The organism is Streptomyces sp. NPDC007025, assembly GCF_042869455.1.
Lineage (GTDB): Bacteria > Actinomycetota > Actinomycetes > Streptomycetales > Streptomycetaceae > Streptomyces.
In genome coordinates, this window is the sequence record NZ_JBIAFT010000001.1 from 1 (window position 1) to 16,893 (window position 16,893).

1 protein-coding gene (only partly in view) is annotated in these 16,893 nt (G+C 74.4%); it reads left to right on the plus strand.

What is annotated here, in order from left to right; genetic code table 11:
• The first annotated feature begins 27 nt into the window (after positions 1-27).
• On the plus strand, positions 28-16,893 hold the beginning of the coding sequence (locus tag ACFYMO_RS00005; RefSeq protein ID WP_388543177.1) for a lonely Cys domain-containing protein. 46,056 nt of this gene lie beyond the right edge of the window; only the first 16,866 of its 62,922 coding nucleotides appear in the window; the start codon lies at positions 28-30; its stop codon lies beyond the right edge, outside the window.

Sequence of the window (16,893 nt, forward strand, 5' to 3'; positions counted from 1 at the left end):
GCCGGCGAAGGACTGGCGGGATTCCTCGTGGTCGGCGCCGTCTACGGCAAATGGGAGTTCCAGTGGAACGACTGGGTCGGCGGCGGCACCAGCGCTCTGGTCCACGGCGGCCTCCACACCGGACTCACCACCCCCGGCCACACACTCCACAACAAACTCTTCCCGAACGGAAACCTCTTCACCAACTACATCAACAACAGCTACACCACCGGCGGTTCCGGCGACGGAGGCGGCGGGCCGAACGGCCCCGCAGGCCCCCGCATCTCGCCGCCCCCCTACTCCGAGAACGACGTCTTCCCCGAGGCGAGGCCGGCCGTCAGCCCCGCGCCGCCCTACGCCAAGAACGATCCCCTCGCCGGGCCGACGCCCACGCCCACGCCCACGCCGACCACCGGCACCAGCACGCCCTATTCGCCGCCGCCCGCCTACTCGCCGAGGCCCCCCACCACCACCGACCTCGACTACGACTCGGGATACGAGTCCGACACCGGCTCCACCGATTCCGACATTCCTCGCTCGGCGCCGGTCGGCCCGAAGGCGACCGGCCCTCTCGGGGCGCCCCTGAGCAGCTTCCCGCCGGTTTCGAGCCTCGCGCCGCCGGTGTCGAACCTCAGCCCGCCGCTCAGCAAGGGCTTCGGGTCCGGGTACGGCGACAGCTACGGCGAGAACGACCTGCTCAACCTGTCGCCGGAGAGCGCGGACCTGGACGCGTCGGGATGGGACGCGGACAAGAACGCCTCCGGGCCGGGCGCGGGCCGCGGGCCGACCGGGCTTCCGGGATCCGGGAACTCGTCCGGCCGGTTCGGCAATCCCGGCGATTCCGATGTCAACACGCTGCTGGACGAGGAGAACCTCGCCCCCGGAGAGCAGGGGCCCGTCGGCGCACCCCCCACCATGGGGTCGACCCCTCCGGTCTCCTCGTCGCCGAGCGGCCAGCAGTCCCCCGACCAGCACACCGGGGGTCGGCCTGGCAGCGGCCAACAGAGCGGGAACCAGCAGTCGGGCAACCAGGGCACGCGCAGGCCCGACGCCCAGGACGGCTCCGAGACCGGCGACCCCGACCTGGACCAGCCGGACGCCGGACAGCAGTCCGACGCGGACCCGCAGTCGGCCCCGGAGACGCAGCCGGACGCCGACCCGGGCAGTGAACCGACTTCGAGCCGACCCCCCGACTCCGGCTCCCCGCAGGACGCCGCCCAGCAGAATCCCGCACCCCCCGCGGCCGTGCCCACCCAGACCGCCACCGGAGGCGCGGGGACGGCCGGCGGCCGCTCCACCGCCGACCAGGTGCCACGCGTCGACCGCTCCGACGCCCAGCGCCGCTGGATCGCGGACCAACTGACGGACGCGGATGTCGTCGGCAGCCCCGCACCGCTCCCCTCCGACGAGATGATCAGCCTGGCCCAACTGGAGGAAGCGGGCTTCACCCCGGGCCCCGTCCAGCGCACCGCCGCCGAGATGAACAACGGTCTGCTGACTGTGGGCGACAGCCGGCTCACCCCGCTGGAGCTGACGCAGTTCCTCATGGTGCGGGACGCGTCCTGGACGCCCGGACTTGACACGGTCGCGGCCAAGGCCTCCGAACGGATCTGGCAGTCGGCGTACGAGGACTTCGCGGCAGCCGCCGCCGAGAGCGCCGTCTCCGACGACGCCGCGGCCGAACACGCCGCCCGCGCCTGGGAGTCCGCGCTCACACTGGTGCTGCCGCCCGGCCCGCATCCGGCGTCGGCCGACTCCCGGTACGCGGGCGCCGAATTCCGGGGCGCGGTACGGAAGGTCGCCGAGCACCTGCTGGCCGCGGGGCCGGACGCGGACTCCGCGGTGGCGCTCGCCGACGAGGCCCGCGACGAACTGGGACTGCCGCCCGCGGACCGCGTGGCCACCACGTCCGCGGGCCCCGACCGAACGGACCCGGCCGTCCCGCCGCCGTCCCCGGCCAAGGTCGTGACCACCTCCGGGCCGCTGGCCGAGGACGACGGCTCCGCCACGCCGCCCGCCGACCGCGAGGCCCGCGAATCCGCTGCCACCGCACCCGCCGGCCCGCCGACCGCCGCGGACAAGGGCAAGGGAACGCTGGTCAGCGCGGACCCGATCCCGGCACCGAGCACACCGGAGGTGTCCCGGCGGGAGACGCAGATCGCCCTCGCCCGGGCGGACTTCGACGCCGCGCGCGCCGACTTCGCCGCGGCCCTGGACAGCATCGAGCTGATCGGCGCGCGTGTGGAGTCCGGCGTCGGAGGCAGCACCGACACCGACGCAGCGCTCGCGGCGGCCCGGGTCGGTGCCGACCGCGCCTACGGGAAGTGGGAGAGCGCGGCGGAGCGGCTGCGCGAGCTGGGTGTCGATCCGACGGCCTGGGACGAGAGCGAGGACCTCTCGGCGGTGCCGCACCTCGCGCACGACGCCGCCGAGCGGCGCTGGATCGCCTCGCGGGTGACGGCCGCGGACCTCCCGGCCGACCTGGCGGATCTGGCGGACGCCGATCCCGCGGCACACGACGCCGTCACCGCCGACGAGTTGCGGAAGGCGGATGTCCCGCCGCCCGGCGACCTGCCGACGAGCCAGGTGCCGCTGGCAGCGCTGGCGCCAGTGGACCGGATCCGGGTGCTGATGGTCCGGTCCGGGCCGTGGTCCGGGGTGCTCGACGAGACGGCGGCGAACATGGCCCGCCGCACCTGGCAGGAGGCGTACGCCGACTTCGCGCGGACGAACGCCGAACTGGCCGGCGGCACCAAGCAGACCGGCTCCGACGCCCTGCGCCAGGCGTGGGACACCGCCATGGGCCTGGTCCTGCCGCTGGAACTGCACCCGGTCGAGGCGCTGTCCTGGTACGCGGCCGGCCGGTACGTGCGTGCCGTCCGGGAGGTCGCCGACCTGCTGGCGGAGGACGTTCCCCGCGAGACCGCCCGCGGGCTCGCCGACCGCAACCGGCGCCATCTCGGTCTGCGCCCCCGCGGGCGCGGTGGTGCCCCCACTCCGAAGGCCCGGCCGGGCGTCCCGTCCCTCTCGCCCGCTCTCGCCGACCTGGCGGCGCGGCTGCCCGGGATGTCCGCACCGGAGCGGACCGAGGCGCTGGCGCTCCTCCCGGACACCGAACTGGACAGGCTGGCCGGGGACCGGAAGCTGATCCGAGCTCTGCTGGACGGCCTGTCCCGGAAGGATTTCGGGGCCACGGCGGCACAGTTGATGGTGCGTGTACCGGAGGGCGTGCACGAGCCCGAGGCCGCCCGGAGCGCGGCCCAGGACGTGCTCGCCCACATGCTGCGGGACTCGAACAACTGGTCCCGCCAGGGGTCCGAGGCGCCCGCGTCCGACGATCCGGCGGACGTCCTGCTGCGGGGCCCCAACGCCACGATGCGGATGCTGCTCACAGGCTTCCGGGCGGTGGTGATACCCCGGGACAGGCCCCTCACCGACTTCGCTCCGTTCACCGAACTGCGCGGAACCGCCGCGGCCCACGGGGGAGCGTGGGAGGAGAGCCGGGGCGGTTTCTGGAACGGCCACGCGGGGTTCGCCGAGGAGAACCTGCTGGGTGAGGAGACCAGCCTCTCCCGCAAGACCCACTCGGCCGACGGCTATTCCGACGCGTCCCACGAATTCGCGCACGCCCTCCATATGGCGGCGTTGCCCATGCCGGTGGTGGACCACATCAGGTCCGTCTATCAAGCGAAGATCGAGCAGGAGCGGAAGAACGAGCGGGCGCTCAACTCGGGAGATGACCACGAACTCAAGCCGGTGCACTGGCCCGACGGTCCCTACCAGGACCCTCGCGGGCGCCGTCCGGGGACGAACTACTCCTCGCACGACGAATACGAGTACTTCGCCCAGCTCTCCAACGCCTACCTGGGCACCAACACCGGGACCGACCCGTACACCGGCCAGCCGCACAACAACGGCGCCCAGTGGGTGCGCGACAACGACCCGGCGCTGCTTCCGCTGCTGGAACGGCTCTACGGCCCCGTCTCGGAGCAAGGCGGCCTCAAGGCGAATCCGTACGCCGAAGTGCAAGCCAGGAAGGCCGCAGCGGTCGCGGACGACGGCGCGCGGACCGGGACGACGTCCTCGCGACCGGAGGCGGCGGCCACCACCGCCGGTGAGACGGACGCGCCGCCGGTGCTTCCGAAGGACCAGGACGCGACCGCGGACGAGACGGTCGTGGCATCGGTGCTTCCGCTGGAGTCGGGCACCTCCACCGAGGAGACCGCCCCGGCCCCCGAGCCCCCCGCGGACGAGAGCACCATCACCGACGGGACCACGGACCCGTGGCGGCCCGGGAACGACGAGACGTGGGCCGCCTTCCGGGGACTGTGGGACGAGGGGGCAGCCGAGAACGGCACGCTCAGCGCCCGCCCGCTGGGCAGCCCGCTGCCCGTCCCGCAGGACGGCGAGAGCATGCTCTCCGCCGTCCTGGTGAGCGACCCGGCGCTGCTGCGCGACCGGCTCCCAGGCCTGGCCGAACGTGCTCCCGAGGCGCACGCCTGGCTGTCGGACCCGGCCCGGGTCCGCCGCGATCTGGCCGGCCCCTCCGAGGCGCTGCCGGACACTCCCCACGCCGCCGTGCTCACCGCCGTGCGGGGGCTGGTCGCGGACCGGCTGCAGGCGGACCGCGGCCGGGGTGCCACCGAGGCACTGTGGCAGTACCGCCTCAGCAACCTGGGCGACGACTCCTTCGCGGCCCGCGTCGCCGGGATGGACCTGGCCGAACTCGTCACCCGGCTGGCCGACCTGGGCGTCCCGCTCCCGGACCAGACCGCCTTCGAGACCGAGGAGGGGCTGCGCGGAGAACTCTCCGACCTCCTGCTCCGCCACGAGCCGCTGGACGACCGGGAACTGACCGCGCTCACCGCCGCCGTCCTGGACTGGACGGACCACTGGAACTCCGCCGAGGGCGAGGCGTTCCTGCCGCTGCTGGCGCATGTCCTCGGCGTGCGCTTCGAGATCTTCCGGGCCGACCGGTACGGCGAGGGGGCCGGCCCCCTCGACTTCCGGCGCCACCAGGCCGTCGGCCCGGCCGACGCGCCCCGCACCGTCGAGCTGTTCCACACCACCTTCTACGCCCGGCAGTCCGTCACCGAGAACGGCGAGACCACCACCCGATGGGTGCCGACCGGCGACCAGCGCTACGCGGGTAGCACCGCCGTCGAACCCGCCACCGACACTCCGCCCGAGAGCGCACCCACGCCGACGCGGGCGGCGCAGGACCCGCGGTTGGCACCGGTTCCGGAACCGGCCCCCGCGCGCACCTGGAGCGACCTGCGGGAGCTGGCCGACGAGGTGATCGCCCGCGGCCCGGTGGCGATCTCCGCACTGGGCCCCTGCGCCGGACTCGTGCGCCGGCTGACCGACCGGCTGTTCCCCGGCGGCGGGGTACGGCCCGGAGTCCCGCTCGACGACCTGACGAGCAGTCGCAGCGCGACCGAGTACGCGCTGGCGCCGGGCCCCGGCTGGGCGTCGGTGCGCTCCTGGGACGTGGTCGCCGACGCGCTGCGCGGCTCCGCACCGGGCACCCTCGCCGTCGTCCTCGCCGGCAACCAGGGCGGCCTGCCCGGCCACGCCTGGGCGGCCTACCGGCTCCCGGACACCGACGTACGCGGCGTGGCCTGGGTGAACCTGACGCCCGGCCATGAGGGGCAACCGCTCTCGGACGGGCCGCTGGACCTCGTACCGCTGGACGCGCGGGCCGTGCTCGTCGACCCGTCCGGACGGGTGCGGCCGGACGCGCTGCCGCTGTCGCCCGGCAGCACACCCTCCGCCGACACCTGGCAGGCCCTGGTCGACGCGCCCGTCAACCGCGAGTACGCGGGGGAGGGCCGCAGCGGGCTCGCCGCCGACCCGAGCACCTCGGCCACCGCCCCTCCGCCGCAGCCCGCACCGGCCTCCGCGGCCCGCCCGGTCCTCACCCGGCCGGTGGCGGAGGTCGGTGACCGGCCGGGAGTCTCCCGTCCTGCGGGCACCGCCGCCGGGGCGTCGGCCTCCGGCGGGCCGGAGGACGCGACCCGGAGCGCGCCGGGAGACGCGATCCGCTCCTCGCGGCCGCACTCCGGGCGTCCCGGGCCGGTGCCGTCCTCGCCCGTCGTCTCCACGTCCGGCAGCTCGGACATGTCGCTGGACAGCTCCGAGGACGAGCAGGGCGAACTCCTCCCCGAGCCGCAGTACCGTGCCGTGCAGGGACTGCTGGCCGCGCTCGATCCGGCCGCGGCCGCCCGCGAGGGGACGCTGGACGCGCTGCTGGACCGGCTGGACGGCCTGCGCGGGCAGCACCCGGAGCTGGCGCGCGGCCGGTTCGACCTGACGAAGCTGACCCGGAGTGTGCTGCACCTCGATCCGGGCGAGCAGCTGACCGACGCGACCGTCACCGAACTGCTGCGGGTGGCCCTCCAGCGCCCGGGGGCGGTGAGCCTCGCGGAGCTTTCGGCCTACCACCTGGCCACCCACGGGGAGGGACTCTTCGCCGACCGGTACCGGCTGCCGACGGGCGCGCAGGGCCGTCCGGCGGGCTGGAACTGGAGCGCGGACGGCATACCCGACGACGCCGATCTCGGGGTGGCGGCACAGGTCGTCGAGCGCGAGGACGGCACGCGTGCCGAGAAGCTGATCGACACCCCCTGGGGGGCCGCGTACCTCTACTCGGCGTCCAGCGGCCCGTCCTGGATCTCGTTGCCCGGCTTTGGCGGGCGGCTGCGGCGGGTGCCGTTCGAGGTGTTCACCGAACTGCCCGCGTTCGACCCGGACACCGCGCGGGTCCCGCAGGGCACCGATCTGCTGCTGGCGATGCCCCAGGTCAGCTCCCGGGGCATCCACCTCGCCGACGGACTGGTGTCCCGGTACGGCATGAACGTGCTCTCCAGCAGCGGGCGGCTGGAGTGGACGCGGACGGCGGAGGACCCGGACCGCTCCGTGCTGGCGATCACCGCCCGGGAGCGGCAGGAGCCCCTGGGCGGCTGGCTGCGCCGCGACCCGGAGACGGTGCGCGCCGTCGCCGCCCGCGGCCTGGGCGACGCGGCCCACTGGAGCCGGCAGGTGTCCTACTGGCCCCTCGTCGGGGACGACAACCGCCTCATCGGCTACGCCTCGATGGACTTCGCCGAGGAGAACGACGGGGGCTGGGACACCACCTCGTTCTACTCCCGGTTCACCGCCGGCACTCCGGTCGAGAAGTACGTCATCCGCTACGCCGACGCCGACCGGCTGGAAGCGCGCACCGTGCCCTGGGTCGCACAGGCCCTGCCCTCCCCGGTCTTCGGAGTCGCCCACGGACTGGCGGGCACCACCGCCTGGCACACGCCGCGGGGGACGCGGACCACCTCGGGCCCCGAGACCGGCCGGCTGGTCGCCGGGCTGGTGGCGCTGACCGGTCTGCCCGACAGCCACCCCTTCGTGATGGACCACTGCTACGGCATGATGCCGCGGCAGCCCGGCACCCTCGGCGAGGAGGGCGCCTCCGTCCACGACACGGATCCGGGGGGCGCCGATCCGCTGTTCGACCGGTCCGAGGCGGACCACGTGGCGGACGCGCTCGGCAGGACGGTCCTCTCGCACCGCCATGTGTCCACCGTCGGTGTCACCAACGTGCCGCTGCCCGGCATCGGTGCCGACGAGGGCGTGTTCGAGGTGCAACTGGACCCGCGCCTCCAGGAGCTGCCCCCGGAGCACGTGTTCCCCGTCGCGCAGCCCAGTCCCCGGGGCGAAGCGCTGGACGCGCTCGCCCGGGGCATGGGCCTGCACCAGGGCACCGGGCCGGCGTCCGCCGAGGTCCGGAGCCAGGCCCTGGGGCTGGTGCGGGTGCTGCGCGCGGCCTTCCAGCCCTTCAAGGACCGCAACGGGAACTACCGTTCCGTGGACGCGCACGCACTGTCCCTGCGGGATTCCGACGACCCGCGGGGACGACTGAGCCGGGTGCTGGTGCAGGGCATCGGCGCGCTGGAGCTGATGCGCCGTCAGGACGTCCGGCTGGGCCGCTCCGGAGCCCCGCTGTTCACCACGAACCTGCTGGAACTGCTGGGGGAGAAGCACCGGGACCCGACCGGGGAGACCGGTCCGCTGACGGCTCTGTCACCGGCGGACCGTCAGCAGGCCCTCGCCATGCTGCTGGAGAACGCGATCGCCGCACGGGCCGAGCAGCCGGAGCGCGGGCTGACCCAGTGGATCGCGCTGCCGGAGGTGACCGCGGCGCTGGGGGCGCTGCGGCAGGCGAACGACCCGCAGGCGCTGGCGCGGGACGCGCTGGGCCTTCCGGAGGGCGCTCCGCTGCGGGCGCCGGAGGCGTCGCGGCTGCTGTGGGCGGAGGTCAAGGCCGCGCGGATCGTCGGCTGGGATGCCGATGCGGCGGCCAAGGGAGAGTTCGCCGCCGCGGTCCTGCGCCTGGACCGGGCCGACCCGGCACGGTTCCCGGAGGCACACCTCGCCGCCGTCCGGGCGATCGCCGCCGGCCGCGACCCGGACGACCTGGCCGCGCTGGCCTCCTTCGGCCTGGAGCGGGAGGGAGTGCTGTCCTCGGAGGCACTGCTGACCGACATCGCGGACGAGGCCTGGGCCCGGGACTTCACCGGGGAGTTCGGGGACGGGAACTTCGACCACACGGTCATCACCCCGATGAGGCAGCAGCCGGACGGCTCGTTCCGACCGGAACGTCCCGTCCCCGCGCCCTGGCACGACGAGGACGAGCCGGACGGCCCGATTCCGTTCGTGTACCACGCGCGGGAGGGCTACGCGCCGACGGGCGCGTTCGCCGATCTCGCCTCCCGCGATCCGCTGCTGCGCGGGCCGAACGCACCCGAGCTGGGCATCCTGGCGGTCGGCCGGGCCATGCCGGACGGCGACGACCTCGAAGTGGACAGCCTGCCGGCGCAGGTCGCTCTCCACACGTCCAAGGACTGGTACGCCAGCACGCACCCCGTGGCGCTGCACCGGGACGCGGGCGGCCGCGTCACCCTCGCCGTGTACTTCGACCAGGACGACGCCACGGATCCGCAGGACGTCTGGGGGTACGTCCCGTACCTGGACGTACGGGAGCAGCTCGCGGACACCTCCGGCGCGTCCCCGGCCTCCGCCGCCGCGCTCATCGACTCGGCGCCCCCGCACGCTTCCCGCCCCGGACCTTCCGCCGCCGTCACCTGGCCGCAGCCGACCGCGGCCGGACGGCCGGACGCCTCGCCGCCGCGCAAGCGGGCCCGGTTCACCGAGGGGGATCCCGAGTCCGGCACGAGCCCGGAGTCCAGCTCCGAGTCGAGCAGCCTGAGCTCCGACTCCGGCACGGAGTCCGACTCGGAGTACAGCAGCTCCAGTTCCAGTTCCAGTTCCAGTTCCAGTTCCAGTTCCAGCTCCAGCTCCAGTTCGAGTTCCAGCTCCAGTTCGAGCTCCGAGTCGGAGTCCAGCGGCGACTCGGGCTACTCCTCCGGCTCCACGACCGGTTCCGAGGCCGCTTCCGAGACGAGCAGCAGCTCCAGCTCCAGCTCCGGAAGCGAGTCCGGGACCGAGTCCGACTCGGGCCTCGGCTCCGACGCGGAGGCGGGCTACGAGTCCGACCTCGACTCCGAGACGGACGAGGAGCCCATGCCGGGCCCGGCAGCCACGGCGCAGCCGGGGTCCGCGCGGTCCGCCGCCGGGCCCGCGGCGTCGTCCGCTCCCGGCACCGTCACGTCCTCGGCCGCGGCACCGCGCACTGCTCCGCGGCGCGTGCTCACCCAGCCGGTCGGCGACCCGACGTCCCCGTTCCGGCCCTCGTCGGCCGTGCCGTCCCTGGCCGACGCGTCGCAGAACGCACCGGTGCGCTCGCCGTACGCGCGCCGGCAGGCGCCGCAGACGAGCATGCCGCAGGGCGGAATCGGGACCGCGCCCACGGGGCTGTCCGGCGGGCCGGGCGGGCGCGGGGGCTCCCGGATCCCCACGGCGATCCCGGCTCCTGCGGACCCCTACGACCGGATCCTCCGGACTCTCTACGGCCCCCGGTTCGCTGACCGCCCCCGCACCGCGGAGCGGTCGGCCCTGGCCCGGCTGGACACGCTGCGGAAGAAGCACCTGTCGCTCCAGGGCGGCTCGCTCGCCCTCGATCCGCTGGCCCGGCAGGTGCTGCTGCTGGACCCGGAGCAGCCGGTGACGCCGGAGCACCGGCGGGAGCTGCTGGCCGTGGCGATGGACGCGCGCGCGGAGCGGGTGGCGAGCCTGGCGGGCCTGTCCGCGGTGCGGCTGGTGCGCCAGGGCGTGCTGCACGACCGGTTCCGGCGTCGAGGTGCCGAAGGGGACTGGCGGGGCTGGGACTGGAACAGGCCGCGCGTGCCGCTCGGCGCCGACGTGACCAGGTCGGCGGTGGAGGTGGTCGACCCCGCCGACGGTACGGTGCGCTTCGCCGACGACGGTTCCGCGCCGTGGAGCAGCGGGCCCGACCCGTATCTGCTGACCGCGGAGTCCGACCGGACGGGGATCCGGGTGCGGGGGCAGGAGGGCTTCTCGCAGCGGGTGCCCCCCGAGGTGTTCTTCGAGCTGATGGGGTTCGATGCCGAGCTGGACCGGGCGGCTCGGGACGTTCCCGTCCTGCTGGCGATGTCCGAGGCCAGCGCCTGGAACATGCATCTTCAGGATGCGCTCGCGGACCGCCACGACCGCGATGTCTGGGCCCCCAACGGCGTCGGCCGGTGGGTTCCGTCGACCGACGACTCGGACCGCCACGTGTTCGTGCTGTCGGTCCGGGAACATGCCGGGCTGCATGCGCAGTGGCTGCTGCGGCAGCCCTCCGAGGTCCGCGTCGGTGCCAGGCTGCCGCACGGCGGTGCGGTCGACTGGGCCCGGCCGGAGATCGCTTATCCCTTGGCGGGCTCGGACCACCGGCTGCACGCGTTCATCTCCATGGACCTCCCCGCCGAGCCGGACCAGGGGTACCTCCGCAGCACCCTGGCACGCCTGCTGGAAAACGCCACGTCGTGGATCACCCTGCGCACGGGCCGAGTCGGTCTGCACGTCCCACACCGGCTGCCCTGGCTCGGGGGCGGGCGGCCCCGTCCGGTCTTCGTGAACTACCACGGAGGCGCGGGTTGGAGTTCCTGGTTCACCCCGCACGGGGTGGAAGAGGTCGACGCTCCGGAGACAGGCCGCCGGGTGGCGCGTCTGGTCTCGCTGTTCGGCCTGTCGCGCAGGCATCCGCTGGTCCTGCTCTCCTGCTTCGGCGCGATGCCCGGGGGAACGGACCGCAGCCTGCCCAATCCTCCGGTGCACACCGGCCGTTCCCGTCCGGCCGACCCGCTGCGGAGGCCCGCAGGGGCCGACCCGCTCTCCGAACCGGCCGCCGGGCAGTATGCGGCGAACGAGGCCGACCGCGAGGTCTGGGCCTCCAACTACGTGCTCTCCACGGACTTCGCCCAGGGCCTCATCCCCCCGAACCATCCTGACGAGATGGTCATCAGCCTGATGACGGACGAGCGGAGTCCCGGCGCGGAATGGGCACGCTTCCTGCCGGAGCCAAAGGGCCGGGCCCTGGACCGCATCGCGGGCTGGGCGCATCTGTACGACGGACGTGGGCGGGCGCCGGACGAGGTGCGGGAGCAGGCGCTGCGGCTGGTGCGGGCGCTGCGGCTGGTCTTCGGCGCGGACGTGGCGAGCCGCAAGGACTACCGCAAGCTGGTCAGCGGCATCGGTTCGCTGGAGATGCGCCGCATGGCCGACCCTGCCCTGGAAGAACATCCCGGGGCGCGGCTGTTCACCGTGGACCTGTTCGACGCGCTCGTCCGGAAGTACGCGGGGGTCGGCCCGGATGAACCGGGGGCCACCGTCGGCGATTACGACCGTCTGCTGAAGGCGGCGGCCAACCAGGGAGGCAGGGGGCGGCGGCTGCCGTTGACCCGTTGGCTGGCGCTGCCCGATCTGACCGGCGCGCTGGCGGACCTGGCGGCCGCTCCGGACCCGGAGGGCCGGGTCAGGGAACTGCTGGACCTGCCCGACGACGGCGAGCCGGTCGACGAGGCTGCTTGGTCGCGCACCGCGTGGGCGCAGGCCAGGACCGCCGAGTTCCTCCGCACGGTCCAGGACGAGGGCGAGTTCGCCGAGCAGGTGCTGCGGCTGCCCGGCCCGGATCCGAGCCGATTCGGTGAGGCCGGGCTGGTGGTGCGCGACGCGCTGATCGCCGGTCGCGACCCCTGGAACATGGACGACCTGATCGCCTTCCGCCGGGAGTGGAAGGGCGAGCTGTCCTCGTTCACGCTGAACACCGACGAGAACGGAACCCCGTGGGGCAGGTCCGTCGGCCTGCCGGCCCAGGGTGCCGACCCCGTCGACCTGAGCACCGTCACGCTGCTGCGCCTGGGAGCCGACGGCAGGACGCTGGAGGTCCACGACACCGAACCCGCCCCCTGGGCGTCCGCTGCCGACAGTCCCCCCTTCGTCTACGACCTCGCCGACGACGAACCGGTGGACGAGGTACTCGGCTCACTCGCCTACCACGATCCCGAAGTGCGCGCACGGCTGCACCACGTGCCGCTCGTCGTGACGAGTCAGCAGCCGCCGCTGAACGGATTCCACCCCGCGGACGGCGGTCTGGGGATCCTGTCCCGCAACACCGGCAAGCAGACCTGGGGGTCGGACTTCTCCACCGGGGTGTGGACCGACCCGGCCACCGGTGTCCGCACTCTCGCGGTGTATCCCGACGCGAGCGGACAGCCCGCGCCCCGGGGCTCCTGGCAGGTGGCCCACCCCGAGGACGCGGACTCGCCGCCGCTCACCCCCAGCGGGACCGCGACACCCGCCAGCACGCCGGGCGGCTTCCGCACCCGCGACACTTCCCCGGCCCCGGGGAATGCGCCCGTGCCGCCCGCGACCAGCAGGGCGGCTCGCACGACGGCCCCGCTCGCGGCCGACCCCGGCGCCCCGACACCCCGCCGGAGGGTGTTCGCACGCCCGGTGGACGACGCGACCGACGGCGGGACGTTCGACGCGGCGACGCTCACCTCTCTCCGGGAGCTGGCCCACGCGCCGTCGCCCGACTCCGGGCAGGCCTCGCAATCCGGCGTTCCGCGCGCCCCGTTGACCGTACCCACCTCGACGGAACGGGCCGGGCAGCCTGACTACCAGCGGTTCCTGACGATGCTCTACCGGGGAAGGACGATCCCCGCGGGGTCGCTGGAGGCGATGCGGCGGCTGGACCGGCTGCGCGTCCGGACCCCGGGCCTGCGGGACGGTGTGTTCGACCCGCTCGCGCTGGCCCGCCATGTGCTGATGCTGGAGCCGGGGGAGCCGGACACCCCCGCGGGGGCCGAGGAACTGCTGCGGCTCGTGCGGGATCCGCGAGCGGCGGAGGCGCGGAGCCTCGCGCGGCTGTCCGCGCTGCACCTGGTGGACCAGGGAGTGCTCGACGGCCGCTTCCGCCTGGGCACCGAGAGCAGTCCCCGCGGCTGGGACTGGACCCGGGAGGGGCTGCCCGCCGGCCTGGACCTGAGGACGTGGGCGACACGTACCGGATCCGTCGGCACCCCGCTCGCCACGGAGGCCGCCGGGTGGAGCGGCGCCGAGAGCCCGTATGTCCTCGCCGCCTCGGAGAGCGACCCGGAGCGGGTCCGGGTGCGCGGACTCAGGGGATTCCGGCGGCAGGTGCCTTTCGAGGCGTTCACCGAACTGATGGAGTTCGACGCGGGGCACCGGAAGCTCGCGAAGGACGTCCCCTTCCTGGTCGCCGTCCCTGGTGCCGCCGGGCGGAACCTCCACCTCCCGGACGGGCTCGCCCTGCGGTTCGACCGCAGCGCGTGGGCTCCCAACGGCGGACTGTCCGTCTCCGAGCCGGGGGAGAGCGACCGGCGCGTGTTCGTGCTGGAAGGCCGGGAGGAGCGGATCCTCTCCCGCTGGCTGGTGCGGGATCCGCAGACCGCGCGGGGCGCGCGGCAGGACGGCGCCGACGTCGACTGGCACCGCCGGGAAGTGGCCTACCCGCTGGTCGGCTCGGACCACCGCGTCTTCGGGTTCATCTCGATCGACCTCACCAAGGGAACGGACTGGCGCCGGTCCCACACCGGCCAGCGGATCCGCGAGGCGGAGAACTACCTGGTCGTCACATCGGGGCGGCTGCGCTACCAGGCCTCCCGGAAGCTGCCCTGGGTGGGCGAGGGCAAGCCCGCGCCGTTCTTCTCGTCCATGCACGGCACGCCGGGCGCGGCCGTCTGGCTGACGCGGGACGGTGTGGAAGGCGTCGGCCTGGAGGAACACGCCCGCAGGGTCGCCTACCAGGTCTCGCTGTCCGGGCTGCCGATGGAGCATCCCCTCGTGCTGGAGGAGTGCTTCCGCGGGATGCTCGCCCCTGAGGGCGTCACCTCCAACCCGCCGAACCTGCGTGGCATACCCGACGCGGCCGATCCGCTGGAGGACATGGCCGGCGCCCAGCACATCGCGAACGAGACGGGCCGTCCGGTCTACGCCACCGTCTTCTGGAACTCCACCCTCTTCAGAGTGGGCCAGTCCGGTCCGCCGCTGCAGGCCGCCTATACCGACATCCGCGGCGGCGACGCCCAATGGTTGCTCTTCCACCCCGAGCCGAAGGGCGCGGCGCTGGACGAGGTGGCGCGGTGGGCGCATCTGCACGACGGCCCCGATCCGGCCTCCCCGGAGGACCGGGAGCGGGCGCTGCGGCTGGTGCGGGCGCTGCGAGTGGTCTTCGGCGCGGATGTGGCGAGCCGCGCGGACTACCGCAAGCTGGTGAGCGGCATCGGGGCGCTGGAGGCGCGTCGGCAGGCCGATCCGGCGCTGAATCGCCCCGGGGCGATGCGGTTCACCATGGACCTGTTCGAAGCGCTGGCGCGGCAGCACTCCGGCGCCGCGCAGAGCATCGCGCCGGTTCCGCAGAGCGGCTATCTGAGTCTGCTGACCAGCGCGGCGGACCGATGGACAGCCCAGGAGCAGGGCCCGCTGACCGGGTGGCTGCCGCTGCCCGCGGTCACCAAGGCACTGGCCGCCTTCGACAGGATGCCGGACGCCGAGGGAGTGGTCAGGGACGTCCTGGGACTCCCCACCGGCTCCGAATCCGACGACGACTCCGATTCCGACCTCGACTCGGACTCGGACGCGGAGTCCGACTCCGGCTTCGAGGCGCCGGTCGGGGAGCGCGAGTGGTCGCGGACCCTCTGGGCCCAGGTCAGGACCGAGCAACTGCTCCCGGCCGCAGGTATGTTCGCGCAGGACCCGGGGCAGCGGACGGCCAACCGGGCGAGCTTCGCCCAGCGCATGCTGGGACTGCCGGAGCCCGATGCGAACCGCTTCGCCGAGGCGGTCGCGGGGCTGCGCAAGGCGCTGGCCGCCGGGCGTGACCCGAGGAATATCCACGAGCTGGCCTCCCACCGGCTGGAGCGGGCGGGCGCGCTGTCCGGCGCCACGCTCCGGAAGGATCGCGACGGCCGGCAGTGGGGCAGGCTCTTCCACCAGCGGGAGTTCCGCCCCGGCGGCTTCGACGCCGGTACGGTCACGCTGTTGGAGCGGAAGGCCGACGGCACCGGGTTCCAGGCATTCGGCACCGAGGCCGCTCCTTGGCACGAGGAAGGCGGCCAGAACCCGTTCGTGTACGCCGGGCGCGGCGGCGTCCCGTCCGCGCAGCTCGCCGACCTGGCCTACCGCGACCCGGAACTGCGCCTGCGCGCCGAACTGTCCCCGGTGGTCTCCACACTCGTACCCGCCGCCGACCTCGGGCTCCTCGCGGACCACACCGGCAAGACGTTCTGGGGGTCCGCCCACCCGACCCGGCTCTGGTACGACGACAAGCGCAAGGTCTTCACCCTCGCGGTGTACCCGCAGCCCGGAGCGCAGAGGGCGGTACCGGGCACCTGGCACAAGGCCGCTCCCGGCAAGGGTGTCACCGCGCAGGGCGCTCCGGCGTCGTCCGTGTCGTCCCCGGTGCCGAACCTGGTGAACACCTCTGCCCTGCAACCGCCGAACGCGGCCGGTGCGCCGCCCCGCGCGGAGCCCCGTCCGAGGGTCTTCGCGCGGCCGGTGGAGGGCTCGGCGGACGGCAGGCCGTCGCTGCTGCCGCCGGACGGGCGGAACATGCCCACGCGCGGTGCCGGGCCGGAGGCCCCCCGCGGTACCCGGCAGCGGATGCCGCGCCGAGGCTCCCGTCAGGGGCCACCGACTGGGCCCGCCACCGCACCGGTGGTCCCGGCCGCGCCCGGGTTCGGGCCCGCGCCGATGCCGCGGGGAGTCGCCGAGCACCACGAGGCGCTGCTGCGGGGGCTCTACGGCCCGCTGCCCGCCGGGCAGTCCTATCCGGCCGGATCCCGTGCGGCGCTGGCCCGGCTGGAGCGGCTGCGCGCCAAGGTGCCGGAGCTGCGGGGCGGCTGGCTGGACCTGGCGTCGCTCGCCGAGCGGGTGCTGATGCTGAGCGCCGACGCACCGGTCACCACGGTCGAGCTGGACGCGCTGCTGCGCGTGGCGGCGGACCCGCGGGCGGAGCGGGTGGGGACCCTGGCGGGTCTGTCCGCGGTGCACCTGGTCCGGCACGGGGTGCTGCACGACCGGTTCCGGCGGTGGGGCGCCGGCGGCAGGCCGCGGGGCTGGGACTGGAACAGGCCACGTGTGCCGGTCAGCGCCGATGTGACCAGGTCGGCGCTGGAGGTGGTCGATCCCGACGGTGGGGCGACCAGTTTCACCGATGACGGCCCCGCGCCCTGGAGCCGGGGACCTGAGCCGTATCTGCTGACCGCCGAGTCGGACCAGGCGGGCGTCGTGGTGCGCGGACAGGAGGGCTTCTCGCAGCTCGTGCCCTCCGAGGTGTTCTTCGAGCTGATGGAGTTCGACACCGTACTGCCCACGGTGGGCCGGGACGTGCCCGTCCTGCTGGCGATGTCCGACATCAGCGCCTGGAACCGCCATCTCCAGGACGCCCTGGCGCTCCGTCACGACCGGGATGTGTGGGCTCCCACCGGCGCCGCGCGA